Origin of the sequence: Kribbella sp. NPDC050470 (assembly GCF_044458365.1) — a bacterium.
Classification (GTDB): Bacteria; Actinomycetota; Actinomycetes; order Propionibacteriales; family Kribbellaceae; genus Kribbella.
The window spans coordinates 222574-241947 of the sequence record NZ_JBITHV010000012.1; the positions used below are offsets into that span (position 1 = coordinate 222574).

20 protein-coding genes are annotated in these 19374 nt (G+C 68.6%); 12 read left to right on the forward strand and 8 right to left on the reverse strand.

The features are described 5' to 3' along the window. The first annotated feature begins 66 nt into the window (after nucleotides 1-66). The 4 genes from ACIBGM_RS34630 to ACIBGM_RS34645 all read left to right on the forward strand — a co-directional run bounded on the left by ACIBGM_RS34630 (nucleotide 67) and on the right by ACIBGM_RS34645 (nucleotide 4595). Nucleotides 67-1959 carry a ricin-type beta-trefoil lectin domain protein gene (locus ACIBGM_RS34630; RefSeq protein WP_360535264.1) on the forward strand — a complete coding sequence of 631 codons (1893 nt, stop codon included), beginning with the start codon at nucleotides 67-69 and terminating at the stop codon, nucleotides 1957-1959. Beyond that, nucleotides 1959-3329 (forward strand): ricin-type beta-trefoil lectin domain protein, encoded by a 1371-nt coding sequence (locus tag ACIBGM_RS34635; RefSeq protein WP_396387931.1) that lies wholly within the window; start codon nucleotides 1959-1961, stop codon nucleotides 3327-3329. Before ACIBGM_RS34630 ends, ACIBGM_RS34635 begins: the two co-directional genes overlap by 1 nt. Nucleotides 3330-3416: 87 nt before the next feature. Beyond that, the gene (locus ACIBGM_RS34640) at nucleotides 3417-4238 is read left to right on the forward strand and encodes a MerR family transcriptional regulator (protein WP_396387932.1); all 822 of its coding nucleotides are present in this window, start codon (nucleotides 3417-3419) and stop codon (nucleotides 4236-4238) included. Nucleotides 4239-4241: 3 nt separating this feature from the next. Then, a complete protein-coding gene (locus tag ACIBGM_RS34645) occupies nucleotides 4242-4595 on the forward strand; it encodes a VOC family protein (RefSeq protein WP_396387933.1) in 354 nt (117 codons plus the stop codon). Here the strand turns inward: ACIBGM_RS34645 and ACIBGM_RS34650 are convergent. Next, the gene (locus tag ACIBGM_RS34650; RefSeq protein WP_396387934.1) at nucleotides 4592-5350 is read right to left on the reverse strand and encodes a hypothetical protein; all 759 of its coding nucleotides are present in this window, start codon (nucleotides 5348-5350) and stop codon (nucleotides 4592-4594) included. The two genes, ACIBGM_RS34645 and ACIBGM_RS34650, sit on opposite strands and share 4 nt — an antisense overlap. Nucleotides 5351-5473: 123 nt before the next feature. On the opposite strand from ACIBGM_RS34650, the gene ACIBGM_RS34655 reads away from it, so the two are divergent. From ACIBGM_RS34655 to ACIBGM_RS34665, 3 genes are all read left to right on the forward strand, one after another. Then, entirely contained in the window at nucleotides 5474-5923 is a 450-nt protein-coding gene (locus tag ACIBGM_RS34655) for a hypothetical protein (RefSeq protein ID WP_360535274.1), read from the forward strand. Continuing rightward, on the forward strand, nucleotides 5910-6425 hold the full coding sequence (locus tag ACIBGM_RS34660) for a DUF3995 domain-containing protein (protein WP_396387935.1): 516 nt from the start codon (nucleotides 5910-5912) through the stop codon (nucleotides 6423-6425). The genes ACIBGM_RS34655 and ACIBGM_RS34660 overlap by 14 nt, the downstream gene beginning before the upstream one ends. A gap of 123 nt (nucleotides 6426-6548) precedes the next feature. Beyond that, nucleotides 6549-7172, forward strand: coding sequence for an antibiotic biosynthesis monooxygenase (locus ACIBGM_RS34665; protein ID WP_360535278.1), 624 nt, complete (start codon nucleotides 6549-6551; stop codon nucleotides 7170-7172). Between the two features lie 146 nt (nucleotides 7173-7318). Here the strand turns inward: ACIBGM_RS34665 and ACIBGM_RS34670 are convergent, their stop codons facing one another. Together ACIBGM_RS34670 and ACIBGM_RS34675 are read right to left on the reverse strand one after the other, a co-directional pair. Continuing rightward, a complete protein-coding gene (locus ACIBGM_RS34670; protein ID WP_360535280.1) occupies nucleotides 7319-7624 on the reverse strand; it encodes a metalloregulator ArsR/SmtB family transcription factor in 306 nt (101 codons plus the stop codon). A 25-nt stretch (nucleotides 7625-7649) separates the two neighbouring features. Beyond that, on the reverse strand, nucleotides 7650-8222 hold the full coding sequence (locus tag ACIBGM_RS34675) for a TetR family transcriptional regulator (RefSeq protein WP_360535282.1): 573 nt from the start codon (nucleotides 8220-8222) through the stop codon (nucleotides 7650-7652). A gap of 54 nt (nucleotides 8223-8276) precedes the next feature. Here ACIBGM_RS34675 and ACIBGM_RS34680 point away from each other — a divergent pair, with 54 nt between their 5' ends. Next, a complete protein-coding gene (locus tag ACIBGM_RS34680) occupies nucleotides 8277-9002 on the forward strand; it encodes an SDR family oxidoreductase (RefSeq protein WP_360535284.1) in 726 nt (241 codons plus the stop codon). 68 nt (nucleotides 9003-9070) lie between these two features. Here the strand turns inward: ACIBGM_RS34680 and ACIBGM_RS34685 are convergent, their stop codons facing one another. Both ACIBGM_RS34685 and ACIBGM_RS34690 read right to left on the reverse strand, forming a co-directional pair. Then, entirely contained in the window at nucleotides 9071-9730 is a 660-nt protein-coding gene (locus ACIBGM_RS34685) for a response regulator transcription factor (RefSeq protein WP_360535286.1), read from the reverse strand. Then, nucleotides 9721-10992, reverse strand: coding sequence for a histidine kinase (locus ACIBGM_RS34690; protein WP_360535288.1), 1272 nt, complete (start codon nucleotides 10990-10992; stop codon nucleotides 9721-9723). The genes ACIBGM_RS34685 and ACIBGM_RS34690 overlap by 10 nt, the downstream gene beginning before the upstream one ends. A gap of 133 nt (nucleotides 10993-11125) precedes the next feature. Between ACIBGM_RS34690 and ACIBGM_RS34695 the strand changes: the two genes are divergently transcribed. From ACIBGM_RS34695 to ACIBGM_RS34710, 4 genes are all read left to right on the forward strand, one after another. Continuing rightward, nucleotides 11126-11803 (forward strand): DedA family protein, encoded by a 678-nt coding sequence (locus tag ACIBGM_RS34695; protein ID WP_360535289.1) that lies wholly within the window; start codon nucleotides 11126-11128, stop codon nucleotides 11801-11803. A gap of 57 nt (nucleotides 11804-11860) precedes the next feature. Then, nucleotides 11861-12475, forward strand: coding sequence for an NAD(P)H-dependent oxidoreductase (locus ACIBGM_RS34700; RefSeq protein WP_360535291.1), 615 nt, complete (start codon nucleotides 11861-11863; stop codon nucleotides 12473-12475). A 305-nt stretch (nucleotides 12476-12780) separates the two neighbouring features. After that, nucleotides 12781-13713 carry an ATP-binding cassette domain-containing protein gene (locus ACIBGM_RS34705; protein WP_396387936.1) on the forward strand — a complete coding sequence of 311 codons (933 nt, stop codon included), beginning with the start codon at nucleotides 12781-12783 and terminating at the stop codon, nucleotides 13711-13713. After that, on the forward strand, nucleotides 13710-15335 hold the full coding sequence (locus tag ACIBGM_RS34710) for an ABC transporter permease (RefSeq protein WP_396387937.1): 1626 nt from the start codon (nucleotides 13710-13712) through the stop codon (nucleotides 15333-15335). Before ACIBGM_RS34705 ends, ACIBGM_RS34710 begins: the two co-directional genes overlap by 4 nt. On the opposite strand, the gene ACIBGM_RS34715 is transcribed toward ACIBGM_RS34710, so the two are convergent. The 3 genes from ACIBGM_RS34715 to ACIBGM_RS34725 all read right to left on the reverse strand — a co-directional run bounded on the left by ACIBGM_RS34715 (nucleotide 15332) and on the right by ACIBGM_RS34725 (nucleotide 19297). Next, nucleotides 15332-17830 (reverse strand): ABC transporter permease, encoded by a 2499-nt coding sequence (locus ACIBGM_RS34715; RefSeq protein ID WP_396387938.1) that lies wholly within the window; start codon nucleotides 17828-17830, stop codon nucleotides 15332-15334. The genes ACIBGM_RS34710 and ACIBGM_RS34715 overlap by 4 nt on opposite strands. Next, nucleotides 17827-18618, reverse strand: coding sequence for an ABC transporter ATP-binding protein (locus tag ACIBGM_RS34720; RefSeq protein ID WP_360535299.1), 792 nt, complete (start codon nucleotides 18616-18618; stop codon nucleotides 17827-17829). Before ACIBGM_RS34720 ends, ACIBGM_RS34715 begins: the two co-directional genes overlap by 4 nt. A gap of 82 nt (nucleotides 18619-18700) precedes the next feature. Next, on the reverse strand, nucleotides 18701-19297 hold the full coding sequence (locus ACIBGM_RS34725) for a TetR/AcrR family transcriptional regulator (RefSeq protein ID WP_360535301.1): 597 nt from the start codon (nucleotides 19295-19297) through the stop codon (nucleotides 18701-18703). Nucleotides 19298-19374: the final 77 nt, after the last annotated feature.

Genomic DNA, 19374 nt, shown 5'->3' on the forward strand with positions numbered 1-19374 from the left:
CACCTGTTGCGGCGCGGGCAGACGCCGGAACCCCCGAAACCCTTCTAGCCAAGGGAGAACCGCCCCATGCCCGCGAACGGGACACTTCGTCGTGCCCAGCTGTGGCGACGACGCCTCCTGCCGGCCGCGGTTGCCGCTGCGTGCGTCGGCGCCGTCCTCAGTGTCGGAAATCCGCCACCCGCGCAGGCCGCCGGTGAGCAGGTGAACATCTGGCTGACCACCACGAACGACTCGGCCGGCCGCAACGTCACCCGCGGCCTGCAGCAGCAGACGCCGGTCAACTTCGGCCCGGCCGGTGGCACCGCGAACCAGACCATCACGGTCAACGAGAACACGACGTACCAGTCCTTCGAAGGCGGCGGCGCGTCGTTCACCGACAGCGCTGCCTGGCTGCTGAACAGCAGCAACACGATCACCGCGGCCACCCGCGACCAGGTGATGCGCGACCTGTTCGACCCGGTCAACGGGATCGGCCTCGCCTTCGTCCGCAACCCGATGGGCGCCTCCGACCTGGCCCGCTTCAACTACTCCTACGACGACACCTGCTGCGACCTGAACGACTTCAGCATCAACCACGACCTGGCGGACGTGGTGCCGCTGACCAAGAAGGCGCGGCAGCTCAACCCGGCGCTGAAGGTGAAGGGCGCGCCGTGGAGCTCGCCGGCCTGGATGAAGGACAACAACAAGTTCACCAACCGCGGCTGGCTGAAGTGGGAGTACTACCCGATGTACGCCCAGTACTTCGTCAAGTACGTCCAGCAGAACGAGGCCCAGGGCAACCACATCGACTACGTCTCGGTGCAGAACGAGCCGACCTGCTGCGGCACCGACGACACCGGCTACGCGTCGATGAACTGGAACGGCTCCGGCCTGCTCGAGTTCACCAAGAACCACCTGATCCCCGCGTTCCGGGCGGCCGGCCTCACCACCAAGGTGATGATCCTGGACTACAACTGGGGCAACTACAACGACCTCGGCTCGGCGCCGCTGGCCGACGCCGCGCTGCGCAACGACCCGCTGTTCGGCGGCATCGCCTGGCACGGGTACGGCGGTGACGTGAACCTGCAGACCCAGGTGCACAACCAGTACCCGGCCGTGAACCACTACATGACCGAGCACTCCGGCGGGACCTGGATCGCGAACCAGCAGGTCGAGGACATGAACAACCTGATCGACTACACCCGGAACTGGAGCAAGTCCTGGGTGAAGTGGAGCCTCGCCCTCGACCAGAACCATCTCCCGTACGTCGGCGCCGGCTGCAACGTGTGCACCGGTCTGGTGACGGTGCAGCGTGGCGGCAGCCGCGCGGGCCAGGTGGACAAGACCGTCGAGTACTACACGATGGGCCACCTGACGAAGTTCGTGAAGCCGGGCGGGGTCCGGGTCGAGTCGAACGCCAACAACTCGGTGAAGAACGTGGCCTGGAAGAACCCGGACGGGTCGAAGGCGCTGATCGCGTTCAACACCACCGGGAGCTCGCAGTCGGTGCGGGTGAACTGGGGATCGCAGTCGTTCATCTACACGCTGCCGACCAAGACGTCCGCGACGTTCACGTGGACGGGTTCGCAGAGCGGCGGCGGCACGGGTACGGCGATCACCGGGCTGGCCGGGAAGTGCATCGACGTCGCCGGGGCCAACAATGCGGACGGGACCGCCGTACAGCTCTATGACTGCAACGGTACGACGGCCCAGCAGTGGACTCGGCCTGGTGACGGGACGATCCGGGCTCTCGGCAAGTGTCTGGACGTGAGCGGTGGGTCGGTCGCCGACGGCGCTCGCGTTCAGCTGTGGACGTGCAACGGCAGTGGTGCTCAGCAATGGACCTATACGAGCGGAAGAGATCTGGTGAATCCACAGGCGAACAAGTGTCTTGATGTGACCGGCAACAACTCCGCGAACGCGACGCCGCTGCAGATTTGGACCTGCACTGGCGCCGCCAACCAGAAGTGGACCGTCTGATGCGCCGGGTGGCGGCAGTCGCCGCATCCGTGATGCTCGGGGCCGGCTTGCTGGTTGTTTCGTCCCCGGCTCAGGCGGCGACCGGCACAATCACCGGGCTGGCCGGCAAGTGCGCTGATGTTGCCGGTGCCAACAGTGCGGACGGGACCGTCGTACAGCTGTATGACTGCAACGGGACCGCTGCGCAGTCGTGGACGCGTTCGTCCGATGGGACGATTCGGGCCCTGGGCAAGTGCTTGGACGTGAGCGGTGGCTCTACTGCGAACGGCGCTCGGGTCCAGCTGTGGACCTGCAACGGGAGTGGCGCGCAGCAGTGGACGTACACGTCCGGGCGTGACCTGGTGAATCCGCAGGCGAACAAGTGTCTTGATGTCACCGGCAACAACTCGGCGAACGCGACCCCGCTGCAGTTGTGGACCTGCACCGGCGCGGCGAACCAGAAGTGGAACGTCCCGGCGGCCGACGACGGTCCGCCGCCGACTGGCGGCGCTCCGATGGCGGCGGCGCCGTACCTCTATCAGGGTTGGGGCAGTCCGCCGAACCCGGCGACCGTGATGAATGCGACCGGGGTCAAGTGGTTCACGATGGCGTTCATCCTGTCCAATGGGTACTGCAACCCGATGTGGGACGGCCAGCGGCCGCTGACCGGTGGCGTCGACCAGCAGGCGATCAACGCGATCCGCGCGAACGGCGGAGACGTCGTCGTGTCGGTCGGCGGCTGGTCCGGGAACAAGCTCGGCCAAAGCTGCGGCAGTGCCGGTGAGCTGGCGGCGGCGTACCAGAAGGTGATCAACGCGCTGTCGCTGAAGGCGTTCGACGTGGACATCGAGGCGGGCGAGTTCACCAACGCGACCGTCCGGCAGCGGGTGATCGACGCGCTGAAGATCGTCGAGCAGAACAACCCGGGGATCGCGACGTACCTCACCTTCGGCACGTCGACCACCGGGCCGGACGGCGACGGCCAGGACCTGATCCGTCGCGGTGCGGCGTCCGGGCTGAACCTGGACGGCTGGGTCATCATGCCGTTCAACTTCGGCGGCGGTACGACGAACATGGCCACGCTGACCCGGCAGGCTGCCGACGGGCTGAAGAACCGGGTCCGGGACGCGTACGGGCTGAGCGACGACGCGGCGTACCGGAAGATCGGCATCTCCTCGATGAACGGCATCACCGACGTCGCCGGCGAGCGGGTCAACCTGTCGGACTTCGAGTCGATGCTGTCCTACGCGTCGCAGCACCACCTGGCGCGCTTCACCTTCTGGTCTGTCAACCGCGACCGTCCCTGCACCGGCGGCCCCGCCGACAGCTGCTCCGGCGTACCCCAGCAACCCTGGGACTTCACCAAGGTCATCGGCCGCTACCGCGGCTGACCTTCCACCCGGCAGCCACCCGTCTCCGGGCGGGTGGCTGTCGTGTTGGTTGACTCTCCGGCTACCGGAGGGTGGAAGGTTAGGGGCATGACGGCGACCGTGACTGTGGGCGAGTTCTCCCGCCTGACGCATCTGAGCGTGAAGACCCTGCACCACTACCACGAGATCGGGCTGCTGGCGCCCGCCTCCGTCGACTCGTCGTCCGGCTACCGCCGCTATGACACCGCCCAGGTCGACACCGCCCTCCTGATCCGCCGGCTCCGCGAGCTCCGCATGCCACTCCCAGAGGTCCGCCAGCTCGTCGAGACGAGCGACGGCACGGAGCGCGAGGAGACCCTCCGCGCCCACCTCGAGCGCATGGAGCAGGAGCTCGCCCACACCCGCGAGGTCGTCACCTCGCTGCGCGAGATGCTCACCCCGGGCCAGCCGGCGCTCGACGTGGAGTACCGCTTCATCCCTGCGTTCCGCGCGTACGGCGTCCGCGACCAGGTCGAGCGCGAGCTGATCGGGCCCTGGTGTGAGCGCACCTTCCGACAGTTGGGCGAGGTCGGCACCGCGCGTGGCATCTTCGCCACGTCCGGGGCGACGTACAGCGACGAGTTCTTCACCGACGACACCGGCGAGGTGGTCGCGTTCCTCCCGGTCGCCCCCGACCAGGAGCCGGCCGACGGCGTCGAGCTCGTCGACCTCCCCGGTCGGTTCTTCGCGATCGCCGTACACGCCGGACCCCTGACCGACTTCGACCGCACGTACGGCGCGCTCGGCAGTCACGTCGCCGAACACTGCGAGGTCGCACCCGGACCGATCCGGGAGCTGTACGTCGTCAGTCCGGGCGACGTGGACGACCCGGCCGCCTGGCGAACCGAAATCTGCTGGCCGATCCAGCGCATCCCCGCACCGAAAGGCTGAAATATGTCCGTCTCCATCGCCCAGGTCACCATCGACAGCGACAACCCGCGCGACCTCGCCGCCTTCTGGTCCGCCGTCCTCGAGCAGGAGATCGACGACTACGGAAACGAGTTCGTCGCCACCGTCGGCCGGGCCGGCGGGAGCACCACACCGCTGATGTTCATCAAGGTCCCCGAAGGCCGCAACGGCAAGAACCGCCTGCACCTGGACCTCGCCACGGCCGAGTGGTCCGCCGAGATCGACCGCCTCGTCGGCCTGGGCGCCAAGCGCCTCGACGAGTACGACGAGTTCGGCACCCACTGGATCACCTTCGCCGACCCCGAAGGCAACCTCTTCGACCTCGCCGAGATCCGCTAGACCGATCGGTAGCGGTTGCCGTCGACCGTCGCCCGGCCGTCGTCGGCCAAGTCGTTGAGGTGAGCTCGCGCCTGTGCCACCGGCCAGCGGAAGGCACGGCCGAGCTCGCCGGGCGTCGTCTGCAGCATCGTGCTCAGGAAGCGCTCGGTGGCTCGGGCGTGGTCGGGCCCGCCGCCTACCTCGAACTGGTCGCAGGTGAGAGTGATCAGGGCGGCGGGCCAGCCGGACGCGGTCTCGTGGACGCCGGCCGTGGTGATGAGAAGGTTGCGCTGGAGCTCGGTGATCGCGCGTTGGTAGCGGCTGCGGTCGCCGATCAGTGCGCGGACGGTCGCGCTCGGCAACGGCTCTGCGGCGACCGCTTTGGCGATCTCGTGGGCTGCGGGCGAGAGATCGAGCGTCTCGTGATCGCTGGGGTGGCCGGCTGCCGGGTAGAGCGCTGCGAGGAGATCCGGTGCGAGGAACGATCCTCGGCCGCCGAGATAAGCGCCGTACCAGGCGAGTCCCTGGCGTGGCAGCTCGTCCTTCCAGGTCCAGACGCGCTGCTCGTTCGTCCCCATGCCTTCGCCGAACGGCGGCTCGTCCTCGCCGGCTACCGCCTCCCACAGTGACGGCACGGCGGCGCGCGGTGCCGGGAACAACGCCGCGAACCCCACGTCGTCGACGAACGCGGCAGCCCGCTTGATCGACCCGACCCGCCGCCCCCGCACCCACCACCGGGCAGCCCGCGCCCGCCCAAGCTCTGCATCGACTGTCACCACGCCAGCCAATCACTGTCCGCCGACAGTTCCAGCCAGGGTCCGGCAGATCCCCCGGTGGGGGGAGGTGATTCCCTCTCCGGCGGGAGTCCGACGTGCGACGCCCGTTCGTATCGTCGAGCCATGACTGCCCCCGGTTCCGTACGCCGCTGGCCGGCGTACCTGCTGGCTTTGCTCTTTGCCGGGTATGCGGCCGGGAAAGCCGCCTTCGCCCTGCAAGCCCGGCTGGGCTTCCCGAGCGGGCCGCCGGTGTCCGAGGCGGAGACTGCGGGCTACTTCCTCGACCCGACCCTCGCGCAGTGGCTCGCGTGTGCGTCCGGCGTACTCGGTGCGTGCATCGCCATCGCTTCCGTTTCGGCTCGGGGTCGCGGGGTGCCAAGACCCTTGATGCTGGTCGTGCTGGCGGTCATGACGCTGGCCGTCCTCGGTGGTGGCGGGGTCATGCTGGTGGACGGGTTCGTCGGCATCGGCGTCGGTTGGCAGTGGTACCACGGAGTCGTTGGCCTGGTTGCGATCGCCTTGTGCCTGGAGATGTTCCGCTCCTACGCGATGACAACCCGTGCCGCGCGCTGACCGCACGCGTGCGGCTGGCTACGGCGCGGCCGCACTCTCCGCCGCGTACGGATCGATGAAGCTCGCCCAAGCACTCGGCGCCAACGCACTGGCCGACAAGGACCCGCTCCCGCCCGACCTGCGCGAACGACTGCTCACCCGGGACCCACTCTTCGTCGCCAGCCACTGGGCGCTCGCCTGCGCGGCGGTCGTCGGCGTGATCGTCGCGCTGGCCACCGTCCGGCCGTGGGGTACGTCGCGTGCACGCCGGCTACTCGTGGTGGCGACCACGACTCTGGGCATCCTCATGATGGCCCGATCGCTCGGAGTTGTCGGGTTCGGCTTCGTCGGGGATGTCCTCGTGTTGACCGGAGTACGACCGGCACGGCCCGAGTACGCCGTACTGGCTCGGGACCTGGCGTGGTGGGACCTGTTGTTGTGGTCGCCGTTCTTCCTGCTGTGGGGTGCGTGCTGGGTGACCGCCGGCCGAGGGCTCCGGCGTGCCGAACGTGAGCGGTCGTGACCGTTGAGACACGGGCGGGCGGGTGTGGGCGCCGGGCATTGCCAGGGCCGCGCTCGCGGAGCAGTGTGGGTTCCGACCGGTGGCGCCACCGGGGCGCTGCCCTGAGGGGTAAGGGGGTGGACCGTGTACGCGCGTTCCACCACGATCAACGCCAAGCCGGGGTCGATCGACGCCGGCATCGCGCAGGTGCGCGACGAAGTGATGCCCATGATCCTGGACATGGACGGCTGTATCGGGCTGTCCATGCTCGCCGACCGGGAGTCAGGCCGGTGCATCGCCACCAGCGCCTGGCAGTCGGAGGAGGCGATGCGGGCCAGCGACGAAGGGCTCCGGTCCGTCCGCGAACGGATCGCCGAGACGATGGGCGGTGGCAGCCCCAAGGTCGAGGAGTGGGAGATCGCCGTACTGCACCGCGACCACCGCTCGGGTGAGGGCGCCTGCGTCCGCGCGACCTGGGTGAAGGTCGACCCGACGAACCTGGACCGGTCGATCGACGTCTACAAACTGGCCTCACTGCCGCGGATGGAAGACCTGGCAGGCTTCTGCAGCGCCAGCCTGCTGATCGACCGCGCCTCCGGCCGGGCGGTCTCGTCCGTCACGTACGACAGCCAGGAGGCGATGGACAGCAACCGCGAAGCCGCCGCCTCGATGCGCTCCGCCACCACCAAGGAAGCCGGCGCCGAAGTCCTCGACGTCTGCGAGTTCGAACTGGCCATCGCCCACCTTCGCGTCCCCGAACTCACCTGACCCCACCACCCACCGCACGGCCCGGAACCCCCTCCGGGCCGTCCTCATCCACCTCCACCCCTCCGGCGCTCGCCTCGGCCGCCCGTGCCCCATCCGGCGCTCGCCTCGGCTACCCCCGCCGCCCTGCTTGGCTACCCCGGGCCGCATCAGTCCATCGTGTCGAGGTGGGCTTCGAGGGCGTCGAGGCGGGAGCGCCAGAGGTCGCGGTACGGCTCGAGCCAGGCGTCGATCTCGGCCAGCGGGGCGGGGCTCAGCCGGTACCAGCGGCGCTGGGCGTCGTGGCGGACTTCGACCAGCCCGGCGTCACGCAGTACCTTCAAGTGCTTCGACACGGCCGGCTGGCTCATCGACAGTTCCTCGACCAGCTCGCCGACCGGGCGCTCCCCAGTCCGCAGCAGGTCCAGGATCTCCCGCCGCCGCCCCTCCGCGAGCACTTCGAACGTACTTGCCATACGAGGAATATACGTCGATCCACCCTCAGAGCGGGTGCCCGAACGTCGCCGTGAACGCTTCCTCGAACAACCTGCGCAGGTCCGGCTCACCGTCCTCGGCCGCCCACCGCAGCAGGGCGATGTGAGCAACTCCCAGGCACGCACTGGCCGCGGCCCGCGCCTGGAACTCGCTCGCCGGATCTTCCGAGCCGGCTGTCAACGCAGCGACGAGCGCCTCCTGAGTGGCGTACTGACTGTCGAGGTGACGGGCGCGCAGAGCCTCGGTCGCGATCATCAGCCGCAACCGAGCGAGGTGGAACTCCTTGTCCGCGATCGCCTGGTCGTACGTCGCGATGAGCGTCCGAGCAATCCGTACGACGAGGGGCTCGTCGGCTCGCAGTTCGTTGACAGTCGCGGCGGCCTGCTGGTCGAAGTCGTCGTACAGGACCAGGTCCTCCTTCGTGGCGAAGTGCCGGTAGACCGTCATCGCCGAGACACCGGCGGCTTCGGCGACGTCGTTGACCGTGGTCGCGTCGTACCCGCGTTCCATGAACAGCCGGATCGCCTGTCGCTGGATCGTGTGCTTCGTTTCGCTGCGACGACGTGCCCTCAGGTTCATGTGATAGATACTAACATCATGAGAGTATCTAACAGTTCTGACAGGGTGGCGTTGGTGACCGGTGCCTCGCGAGGGATCGGGCGAGCGATCGCGGAGCGGTTGGCTGCGGATGGGGTCGAGGTGGCTGTGCACTACAACAGCGACAAGGCCGGAGCCGAGGAGACGCTTGCTCGGATCGGTCGCGGGTTCCGGATCGGTGCGGAGCTCGGGGTGCCTGGTGATGTGGAGGGGTTGGTCGCGCAGCTCGAGGCCGGTCTGGCCGGTCGGCCGCTCGACATCCTCGTGAACAACGCTGCCGCCCCACCGGCCGGTCCGATCGAGACGGACACCGTTGAGGCGTTCGATCGGCTGTTCGCGGTCAACGTGCGAGCGCCGTACTTCCTCATTCAGCGGGTGCTGCCGCTGCTGCGGGACGGCGGCCGGATCATCTCGGTCTCGACGGTCGCCACCCGGATGGCGAACCCGACCCAAACCTCCTTCGCCATGACCAAAGCCGCCCTCGAAACCATGACCCGCACCCTCGCCCAGTCGCTGGGGCCACGCGGCATCACCGTCAACGCGGTCGCCCCCGGAGCCACCCGCACCGACGCCAACGCGGCCTTCTTCGCCACCCCCGGCCTGACCGACGCCATCACTGCGCTGACCGCCCTCAACCGCCTCGGCCGCGCCGAGGATGTCGCTGACGTCGTCGGCTTCCTGGCCTCGGACCAGGCCCGCTGGCTGACCGCCCAGACCTTCGAAGCCTCCGGCGGCCTCTTCCTCGGCCCTCAAGTCGCGTGAGGTCGCGCAGTTGATGGTGGAATGAGGCCCGCTGGTCTGGGTCTCCGCTCGTCGGAGCTGAGCTGTGGTCAGTTGGTGAGATAGGTGACCACGGCTCGGATTCGGCGGTTGTAGCCGGGGGTGTGGGTGAGGCCGAGTTTGTCGAAGATGGCGTTGGCGTGTTTCTCGACGGCGCTGGAGGAGATGAACAGACGCTGCGCGATCGCGCTGTTGTTGTGCCCCTCGGCCATCGCCGCGAGGACCTCGCGCTCTCTCGCACTCAGCCGTTCCAGCGGGTCGGTGTGGGTGGTGCGGGACAGCAGTTGCCGCACCACCTCCGGGTCCAGCGCCACCCCACCGGACCCGACCCGCTCGAGCGCATCGAGGAACTCCTCGACCCGCATCACCCGATCCTTCAGCAGATAACCGATCCGTGCCTGCCCGGAGGTGATCAGCTCACTCGCATACGACCTCTCGACGTACTGCGACAACACGAGGACCCCCACCGACGGCCAGGTCTCCCGGATCGCCAACGCGGCCCGCAGTCCCTCGTCGGTGTGGGTTGGTGGCATGCGTACGTCGACGCACACAACGTCAGGCAGAACCCCGTCATCGGCCCCCGCGCGCACCGCCGCCACCAACGCGTCCCCGTCCCCGACCGCCGCCGGCACCTCATGCCCTTCCTCAACCAGCAGCCGAACCAGGCCCTCCCGCAACAATGTCGAGTCCTCCGCCAAGATCACCCGCACAACTCCTCCTCCGTCCCAGCCGCCAACCGCGTAGCCGATGAGTGGGGTTTGGGGACGGTGCAGGGGAACTCGGCGTGGATGGTGGTGGGGCCTCCGGGCGGGCTGGTGATGGTGAGGTGGCCGTCGGTGGCGGCTACTCGGCCGGCCAGGCCGGTGAGGCCGCGGCCGTGGGGGTCGGCGCCGCCGTGGCCGTCGTCGGTGATGGTGATCAGGATCCTCGCGTCGTCTGTGTCGTGTGTGGAGTCGGCGGTGAGCGCCGGACTGGTGAGGGTGACATCGATGTGGGTGGCGTTGGAGTGTTTGGTGGCGTTGGTGAGTGCTTCGGAGACGACGAAGTACGCCGCCGTCTCAAGGTCCGGTGGTGGGCGGTCGGGGAGGTCGTACTGCAGTTGCACCGGGATGCTGGAGCGCTCTGCGAGGACGGCGATCACGTCGCGGAGGCCGAGTTGATCCAGGACGGTCGGGTAGACCCGCCAGGCGACGTCACGGAGATCCGCGAGCGCGAGCTCGGACTCCTCGTGTGCCTGGCGGACCAGTTCGGCGGCTTGCGCCGGATCGCGGGTCCGGCGGGCGCGGCTCAGGAGCAGGCCGAGGGCGACCAGGCGTTGCTGGACGCCGTCGTGCAGATCGCGCTCGATCCGGCGACGCTCGTCGTTCACGACCTCGACCACCTCGGCCCGGCTCACGGTCAGCTCGGAGATCCGGCGGGTGAGCGTCTCCTCGACGGACGGCACCAGGTGGCGCCGGGCGAGCCGGGCGTCCAGGTCGACGACGCCGATCAGCCCCATCACGTTCAGATAGAGCAGTAGGGCGCCAGGAACCGACGCGACCGCGAGCGTGCCGGTGCTGACTCGGCCGGCGCTCTCGATGAAGCCCCAGGTCCCGTCCAGGGCCCAGGCGCTGATCATCGTCCCCGCGACGACCAGCCCGTACAGAAGTAACAGCACGACGAGGCCGCCGAGCCCGCCGATCGCAAAGCGTCTGAGGATGTAGCCGTACGCCGAGCGGTCGGTGAACGGGCCGAGATCCCGGATCTCGTGGAACGTGCCGAGCCGGCGCTGCTCGACCACTGCAAGTTGCCGTGCGCAACGATGATTGAACGCCTCGACCGAGCGGCGGGCGCGTGGTGTTGCGAGGACCGGAACCAGCGCCAGCGCCGACAGGAGCACGAAGCACAGCTCGACGACAGCTGTGAGCGTGCCGGACATCAGACCCGCCAGGGTCGCGATGCTCCGTCGCAGGAGGCCGTGTCGTTGCTGCATGCACGCAAGAGTAGTGGGCACAGGACAAGAGGAAACTGCGGTTTTCCTCAGTTCTGTACTGTGGAAAATCCCAGCAAAAGACGGCGGTTGGCTTCAATGTGCGGACATCGTCCGCACGCCTACCGTCGTCGCCATGTTCACGACGAATCAGGTGATGATGACCGCGCTGCAAGCGACGCACGAGCCGACCGGAGGTGTGGCCGGATGGGCGATCGGCTTGATGGAGAAGCTCGGTGCACCGGGCGCCGGGCTCGCGGTAGCGCTGGAGAACTTGTTTCCGCCCCTGCCCAGCGAGGTGATCCTGCCGCTGGCCGGGTTCGCCGCCAGCCGGGGTGACCTGGGTCTCATCGACGCGATCATCTGGACCACGATCGGCTCGGTCGTCGGTGCGCTGGCTCTGTACGGCGTGGGCGCCGGACTGGGCCGTGATCGGACCAGGGCGCTGGCGGGGAAGCTGCCGCTGGTCAAGGTGGAGGACGTCGACAAGGCCGAGGACTGGTTCAACCGGCACGGGCCGAGGGCCGTGCTGATCGGGCGGTTGGTGCCGGTGGTGCGAAGCCTGATCTCGGTTCCGGCCGGCGTGGAACGGATGTCGGTGCCGCTGTTTCTCATGCTGACGGCGGTCGGCAGCCTGACCTGGAACTCGTTGCTGATCATCGCCGGGTATCAACTCGGTGAGCGGTGGCACGTGGTCGAGTCCTCGGTGGGCGTCTTCCAATGGGTCGTGATCGCGGGTGCGGTGGCGGCGGTGACGTGGTTCGTGGTTGTCAAGGTTCGGGCCAGGCGTTCGGAATCTGAGAAAGTCAAGTAGGAAGCTCGACTTTGGCTAGTCTCGATCCATCACTGCCGAGCTCAGGAGATGGGTCAGATGCCCTCAGTCGCGTTCGAACCGCAGGTCGTGCCGGATCCGCCGGTGTGGCCGCAGTCTGTCGTCACCGTGGTGGGCAACCCCCGGGCCGGGTCACGGACCGCGGTGGCGGCCGCCTCGGTCGCCGAACTGCTTGCGTCCGAGCTCGGGACGCCGTACCGGATCGATGAGCTCGTGGATCTGGTGACGTTTGCGCCGGCGATCTTCGAGGGGGAGAACGCGGGGGAGGAGCAGCGGGCGGCGCTGGAGAACGCGATCGATCTGGTGTCGTCGGCGTCGGTGCTCGTGGTGGGGACGCCGGTGTACAAGGGCAGTTATACGGGGTTGTTGAAGAGCTTCCTGGATGTGCTGAAGCCGCAGGCGTTGGCGGGGGCGGTTGTGGTACCGGTCACCGTCTCTGCGGCGCCGAGCCACAAATTGCTGGCGGATCAGCATCTGCGTCCGGTGCTCGCGGAGTTGGGTGCGAGTGTGCCGGTGCCTGGCGTGATCCTGGAGGAGCGGGACCTCGAGGACCTGCAGGTCGTCCTCTCCGGCTGGATCCGCGAAAACGCCGGCATCGTCCAGGCCACCACCATCGCCCTCCAACCCGTCGCCGAGCCGACCCCAGCCCGTTAGCCATCGAGTCGACCCCGGCACGGTGGTCGTCGAGCCGGCTCCAGTCCGGTGGCCGTCGGGCTGACCCGAGCCCGGTGGCCGTCGAGCCGGCTCCAGTCCGGTGGTCGTCGGGTCGGCTCCAGTCCGGTGGGCGTCGTGCCGGTCCTAGTCCGTGGCTGTCGAGCGGGCCGGAGGCTGGTGGGTGGGGTGGGACGTTGGGCGGGTTGTTGTGGACGTTCGGCCCTGCTCGGGGCTGCGTGCTGGGGATGTGCTGAGGGTGCGGGTAAGTGCCCGCGGCGGGATGCGGCACTGGAGGGGTGGTCTCGATGACAGCTGCCATAGCGGTCTCTGGACTGGTGAAGGAGTTCGGGCCGAGCACTCGGGCTCTCGACGGTTTGGATCTGCAGGTCGAGGCGGGGGAGGTGCACGGGTTCCTGGGGCCGAACGGTGCTGGGAAGACGACCACGATCCGGGTGCTGCTCGGCTTGCTGCGTGCCGACGCCGGGCACGTCGTACTGCTCGGTGGTGACCCCTGGCGTGGCGCGGCGAAGCTGCATCGACGTCTTGCCTACGTTCCGGGGGAGGTGAATCTGTGGCCGAACCTGACCGGCGGCGAGGTGATCGACGTACTGGGCGACCTGCGGGGTGGCCTGAACGCACATCGCCGCGCGGAGCTGCTCGAGCGCTTCCAGCTCGATCCGACCAAGAAGATCCGGGCCTACTCCAAAGGCAACCGGCAGAAGGTCGCCTTGGTGGCTGCGTTCGCCTCCGACGTCGAGCTCTATCTTCTGGACGAGCCGACGTCAGGGCTGGATCCGCTGATGGAGGCGGCCTTCCAGGACCTGGTCCAGGAGCTGCGGACCGACGGACGAAGCGTCCTGCTGTCCAGCCACATCCTGGCGGAGGTGGAAGCGCTGTGCGACCGCGTCACGATCATCCGGTCCGGTCGTGCCGCCGAGAGCGGTACCTTCGCCGACCTGCGCCACCTCACGCGTACGTCGGTTGTGGTCGACACTGTCCAACCGCCGGAGTCGATCGCGACCTGGCCTGGCGTGCACGACGCCCGAGTCCACGACTGCCATGCGGAATTCAGCGTCGAACCGGACGACTTGAGCGACGTGCTCGGACGCCTGGTCGAGCTCGAGGTGCGGTCGATGATCACCTCGCCGCCAACGCTTGAGGAGCTGTTCCTGCGGCACTACGACGAGGACATCGCCGTACCTGCCGCTGAGACAGCCGAGGTGGTGACGGTGCGATGAGCGGCTTCACCGGAACGATCCGGCTGGTTCGCCTCGCGCTGCGGCGGGACCGGATCACTCTGCCGGCGTGGATCCTGGGCATGGCCGGCTTCCTGGCGGCGACCACCGCCATGTTCGAGGACAGCTACACCAAGCACCCCCAGCTTCTCGTGCCGGACACCCGGATCGTGGTCGAGAATCCCGGCATGCGCGTGCTCGGCCTGGTCACCGGCCCGAGCGTCGGCGGCTACACCCTGCACCGGGACGCACTCACGTTGGCCGTGCTGGCGGCGATGATGAGCGTGCTTGCAGTCGTCCGGCACACCCGTCAGTCCGAGGAACTCGGTCGTGAGGAGATGCTGCGCGCCGGTGTGGTCGGCCGGCATGCCTCCCTGGCTGCCGCCGTCCTCGTTGCCCTTGCGGCGAACGCCGTACTGCTGCTTGCTCTCGGTCTCGGTATGGTGATCGCGGGTCAGCCCGCAGCCGGCTCGCTGGTTGCCGGCGCCTCGATTGCCTTGGTGGGTATCGTCTTCACCGGTGTCGCTGCCGTGACGTCCCAGCTGACGTCGACTGCGCGCGGAGCGATCGGCCTTGCCGGTGCGGGACTCGGCGTCTCGTTCATGCTTGCGGCTCTCGGCAACATGCTCGGGACCGTGGATTCGGCCGCGCTCCGGGTCACGAGCGCGTGGCCGGCCTGGTTGTCCCCGATCGGCTGGGGCCAGCAGATGCGGCCGTTCGCCGACGACACCTGGTGGCCGATGGCGCTCGCCGTGCTGATCATGGCATCCCTGTGCGCACTGGCGATCGTCCTCGTCGGAAGACGCGATGTAGGCCGGGGTACCTGGCCCGAGCGCAGGGGTGCTGCTCACGCCAGCCCAGCTCTGCTGAGCTCGATCGGCCTGGTCTGGCGGCTGCAGCGTGGAGCGCTGCTGGGCTGGGTGATCGGTCTGCTCGGGTTCGGGCTGGTGTTCGGGGCGCTGAGCGACCAGATCGGTGGGCTTCAGGGAGAGGCGACCGAGTGGTACAGCACGTTCGGCGGTGACGCCGACCTGCTCGGCGCCTACTGGGCCTCGATGATGCAGATGGCCGGAATGGCCGTCGCGATCTTCGTGACCACGCTCCTGCTGCGCTTGCACCACGACGAGGCGCAGGGCGAACTGGAGGCGGTGCTCGGCACCGCGGTCTCACGAGTTCGCTGGTTGGGCGCGTACGCCGTCAACGCCCTGGTCGGGTCGGTGTTGCTCCTTCTCGTCTTCGCGTCGGCGATGGCGGTCACCGGCGGTCGAACTGCCGGCGGTACCGGACCGTTGCTGCGCGACCTGGTCGGAGCGGCCTTGATCCAACTCCCAGCCATCGGTGTCCTGGGAGCCGCAGTCGTCACGGTGATCATGGTGCTGCCGCGATGGTCGGTCGGCCTGTCCTGGGCACTCGTGGTGGGCTCGATCGCGGTCGGTCCGATGTTCGGGCCGGCGCTGGGACTGCCGACCTGGCTGTTGGACCTTTCTCCCTTCACCCACGTGCCCAACGCGCCGGCCGTCGACCCGACCATCGGGCCGATCCTCGGTCTCTGCCTGGCTGGTGGCCTGCTGGCAGCAGCAGCGGTCCTGTCGCTGCGCCGCAGGAACCTCACCCTCCCCGTCTAGTCGGTGTGGGTTGGCTGGGTGGGGGACTGGCGGAGGGTTGTGGTGGCGGGGATGACGGTTGAGAGGAAGGTCAGAGCGCCTGCGGTTGCCACGATGAGGAGGTAGATCCACAGCGGGCCGGTGGGTAGCGACGAGCCGGAAACCTTGGCGGAGAAGGGGATCAGGCAGGCCAGGGCGACGAGAGTACCCAGCGTGATACCGGTAAGCCAGACCAGCGTGCTCTCGGTCGTGAGCATGCGCAGAACCTGGGCGCGGGTGGATCCGGTCAGGCGCTGGAGGGCGAACTCGCGACGCCGGCGGAGCGTGGTCGAGACCAGGTTGTTGACGACCGAGACTGCGGTGTACGCGATCAGCATGCCGACGAGCATGTAGTTGACCCAGGCCTGTGTCTGCAGGTCTTCCGCATTCGACGCGACCAGGGATTCGCGGTCCGCGACCTGTACGGCGGGGTGCTTGGCCGCAACCGTTGCCAGAGCCGGACGGACGTCGGTGCCGGGCGCAGCGCGGACCAGCAATTGCGTGATCAACCCGTCCGTGGTGTGAGCCGCGACGAGGGAGGCGGGCAGGATGATGGACTCGTAGCCGCGTTCAGCCGCGAAGGTTGCGACGACCCGCAGCTTCACCGCCGTCCCGTCGCCCAACGTCATGTCGATCTCCGAGCCGACGCGCCGATCGATCTTGTCGGCCACATAGTCCGGCAGCGCGACGGTCGATCCGGTCAGGCCGGCCAGTGATCCGCTCGTCAAGCGGACCGGCGCCGTACCGTCTGCGCCCTGCGCGTCGACGCCGATCAGGGGAGCGCCCTCCTCGTCGAAGGGCGCGTTGCGGGGCTCGTCGATGACGCCGGTACTGCGGACGAACGCCGAAGCACTCGCCACACCAGGAGTCTCGCGCACCTCGGCGAGCAGCTGAGATGACAGGCCTGCCGAGGAGACCAGTACGGCGTCCGCGCGAAGGTCCCGCGTGAACGCCTCGGTGGCGGCGTGGACCTGCGTGGTCTGCATGTAGAGGTTCGCGGTGGAGATGCCAACGGCAAGCATCATCGGCATCGCAGCCGCCGACAGCGCCACCGATCGTGCCGTGACGTTGCGAATCGCGAGCCGCCCGTTGACCCGGGTCAGCGCCTGCACCGGCCAACGCCACACCAGCAGCGCGGCCTTCGTCCAGAACGGGCCGAGCAACGCGACACCGATCGCCCAGCACAGGATCGACGGCCCGGCGGTCGCACCGGCCAGCGGACCGGTCATCACGGTCGCGGTCACGATCAACAGAGCCAGACCGCCGCCGAGGAACAACACACCGAAGAGCAACCGCAGCCAGCTGAACCACTTGCGCTGCAGCGACGCCTCCATCAGCGCCTCGACCGGCCGGATCTTGGCCGACCTGCGCCCCGCGATCAGGGCGGCGCCGACGGCCGCGAGTACGGCGGCTCCCGCGCCGGCGGCGAACGGGATCCAGCCCTGGGAGAACTCGATGACAGTCGACGCAACACCGTGCGCGCCAAGCTCCTTGAACAGGAATCGACCGAGGAAGACGCCGGGAACGACGCCGAGCAGCACAGCCGGGAGCGACACCAGCAACGCTTCGCCGAGGATCATCCGCCGTACCTGGCCGGGCGTCGTGCCGATGCCACGCAGCAGCGCGAACTCGCGCTCGCGATGCTGTGCGGACAAGGCCAGCGTGGAGGCGACGACGAACATCATCGTCATCGTCGCGATCCCGCCGAACGAGCCGGCGATCGCGATCAGCGCCACCGCCTGCGACTCGCCGCCGGGGTGCTCGGCCAGGCCGCGGTCGATCCCGGTCCGGACGGTGATCCCGGCGTCGAGCGCCTCGATCCGGTCCTTCACCGCGTCGAGGTCGGCGCCGGGGGCGATCAGTACGCCGACGTCGGCGAAGCGCGCCGGATTGTCGACAATCCGACGAGCATCGCGGTCGGAGAAGAACGCGTGACCGGCCGGACCCTGGACGATGCCGCTGACGGTGAAAGCAGTCGGTGCGCCGTCGAGGAGGAAGGTGACGCGGTCGCCGATCTTCGCGCCCGGCGCGGTCGTGACGACCTGGCCGGCGGAGGGCGCCCGGCCTGAGGTCAGCTGGTACGGCGCCAAGGCCGCGGAGCTCCAGTTGTGGCCTTCAGCAACCGTCGAGGCACCCTTGGAGGCGCCTGCGCCGAGCATCGCGACTGGGAACGTGTAGTCGCCGATCGCGGCCGAAATGCCTTCCACAGAACGGATCCGCTCCAGCAGCGAGGTCGGGACGCCGACCCGCTCGGGAAGCGGAGTCGAGTCCTCCGCACCGGGACGAAGATGCGACTGATTGCCAGTGACAACGATCGGCGCGGCCGCGAGGCGCTCCGGCGCGACGTTGGAGCGGATGCCGGTCTCCATCAGGCCGCCACAGGCCATCACGATCGCAGTACCGAAGACGACCGCGACGAAGGTTGCGATGAAGCCGCCCTTGCGGAAGCGCAGGGTACGGACAGCCAGCCGCATCATCCCGCCACCGCCGACAGGGCACGCGCGCCGAGGTGAGTCATCCGGTCGGCGACCTGTTCCGCGGTGGGCGCGACCAGGCTCCCGGCCAGTACGCCGTCCGCGAGGAAGACGACCTGGTCGGCGTACGACGCGGCGACCGGATCGTGGGTGACCATGACAACCGTCTGGCCTTGGGTGCGGACCGGCTCACGAAGCAGCTCGAGGACGTCGGCGGCGGTCTGGGTGTCGAGCGCGCCGGTGGGCTCGTCGGCGAAGATCACCGCGGGCCGGGCGACCAGCGCGCGGGCGATGGCGACCCGCTGCTGCTGACCGCCGGACAGTTCGCCGGGCCGGTGCTTGTGGCGATCGCCGAGGCCGACCCGGTCGAGGACGTCGCGGACGGCGGCGCGGTTCGCGCGGCGGCCGTCGAGCTCCTGCGGCAGGCAGACGTTCTGCCAGACGGTCAACGCCGGAAGGAGGTTGAACGACTGGAACACGAAGCCGATGCGCTCGCGGCGGAGCTCGGTCAGCCTGCGCTCGTTCAGTTCGGCGAGCGACTGGCCGGCGATGACCACACTGCCCGACGTGGGCCGGTCCAGACCGGCCGCACAGTGCAGGAACGTGCTCTTGCCCGAGCCGGACGGGCCCATCACCGCGGTGAAGGTGCCGGGGGCGAAGTTGATCGAGATGCCGTTGAGGGCGGTGACGGCGTTGGCGCCACGGCCGTAGACCCGTCGTACGTCGTGCAGGACGACCGAGTACTCGGATCCGCCGACTGATTCCTGCGACCGTCGCGTCTTCTTCTTCATGGGCAAGACGCTACGGAGCACACGCGCCGCTCCCCAGGGTGCTGGACCGCCGTGAATGGTGGGTGAAACTCCACCAAATGCGCTACGGCTGGAGCAGTGCGCGCAGGCCGGCGCTGTAGGTCTCGGGGGAGACGTCGCCGATCAGCAGCCGCTGGAGCAGGAAGCCGGGGAGGAAGCCGAACAGCGCCTGGGAGATGTAGCGCGGGTCGACCGAGGCGTCCACCGTGCCGTCGGCCTGAGCGCGCCGGGCGACCGCCTCGAAGTGTCCGCGGAGCTCGCTGTACTTGCTCTGCGCGGTCGCCATGATCGCGGGGTTGCGCAGCGCCTCCGCCCAGGCCTGGATCGCGACCCTGGTGACGTCGCCGCCGGGGCGCTCGGCGATCGCGACGATGTGCTTGAGCGCGGCCTCGAGCGCGTCGAACGGGGAGAGCGGCTTCTCACTCGCCAGGATCTTCTCGAACAGCTCGTCGACCGTGCTCAGTGCTTCCTCGGCGATGGCCGCGACGATCTCCTCCTTGCTCTTGAAGTACCCGTACACCGCGCCGGCGGACAGGCCGGACTCGCGGATCACGTCGGCCATCGTCGTCTTGTGGAAGCCCTGCTCGATCACGCAGCGCCGGGCCGCGTCGACGATCTGCCGGCGACGGGCCAGCCGGTGTTCCTCGGTGACTTTCGGCATGCTGGGAACATAAAACGAATGTCCGTTCTTGACAAGTTGCGGTGCAGGGTCCACGCTCGAACTAATAAAGAACGGTC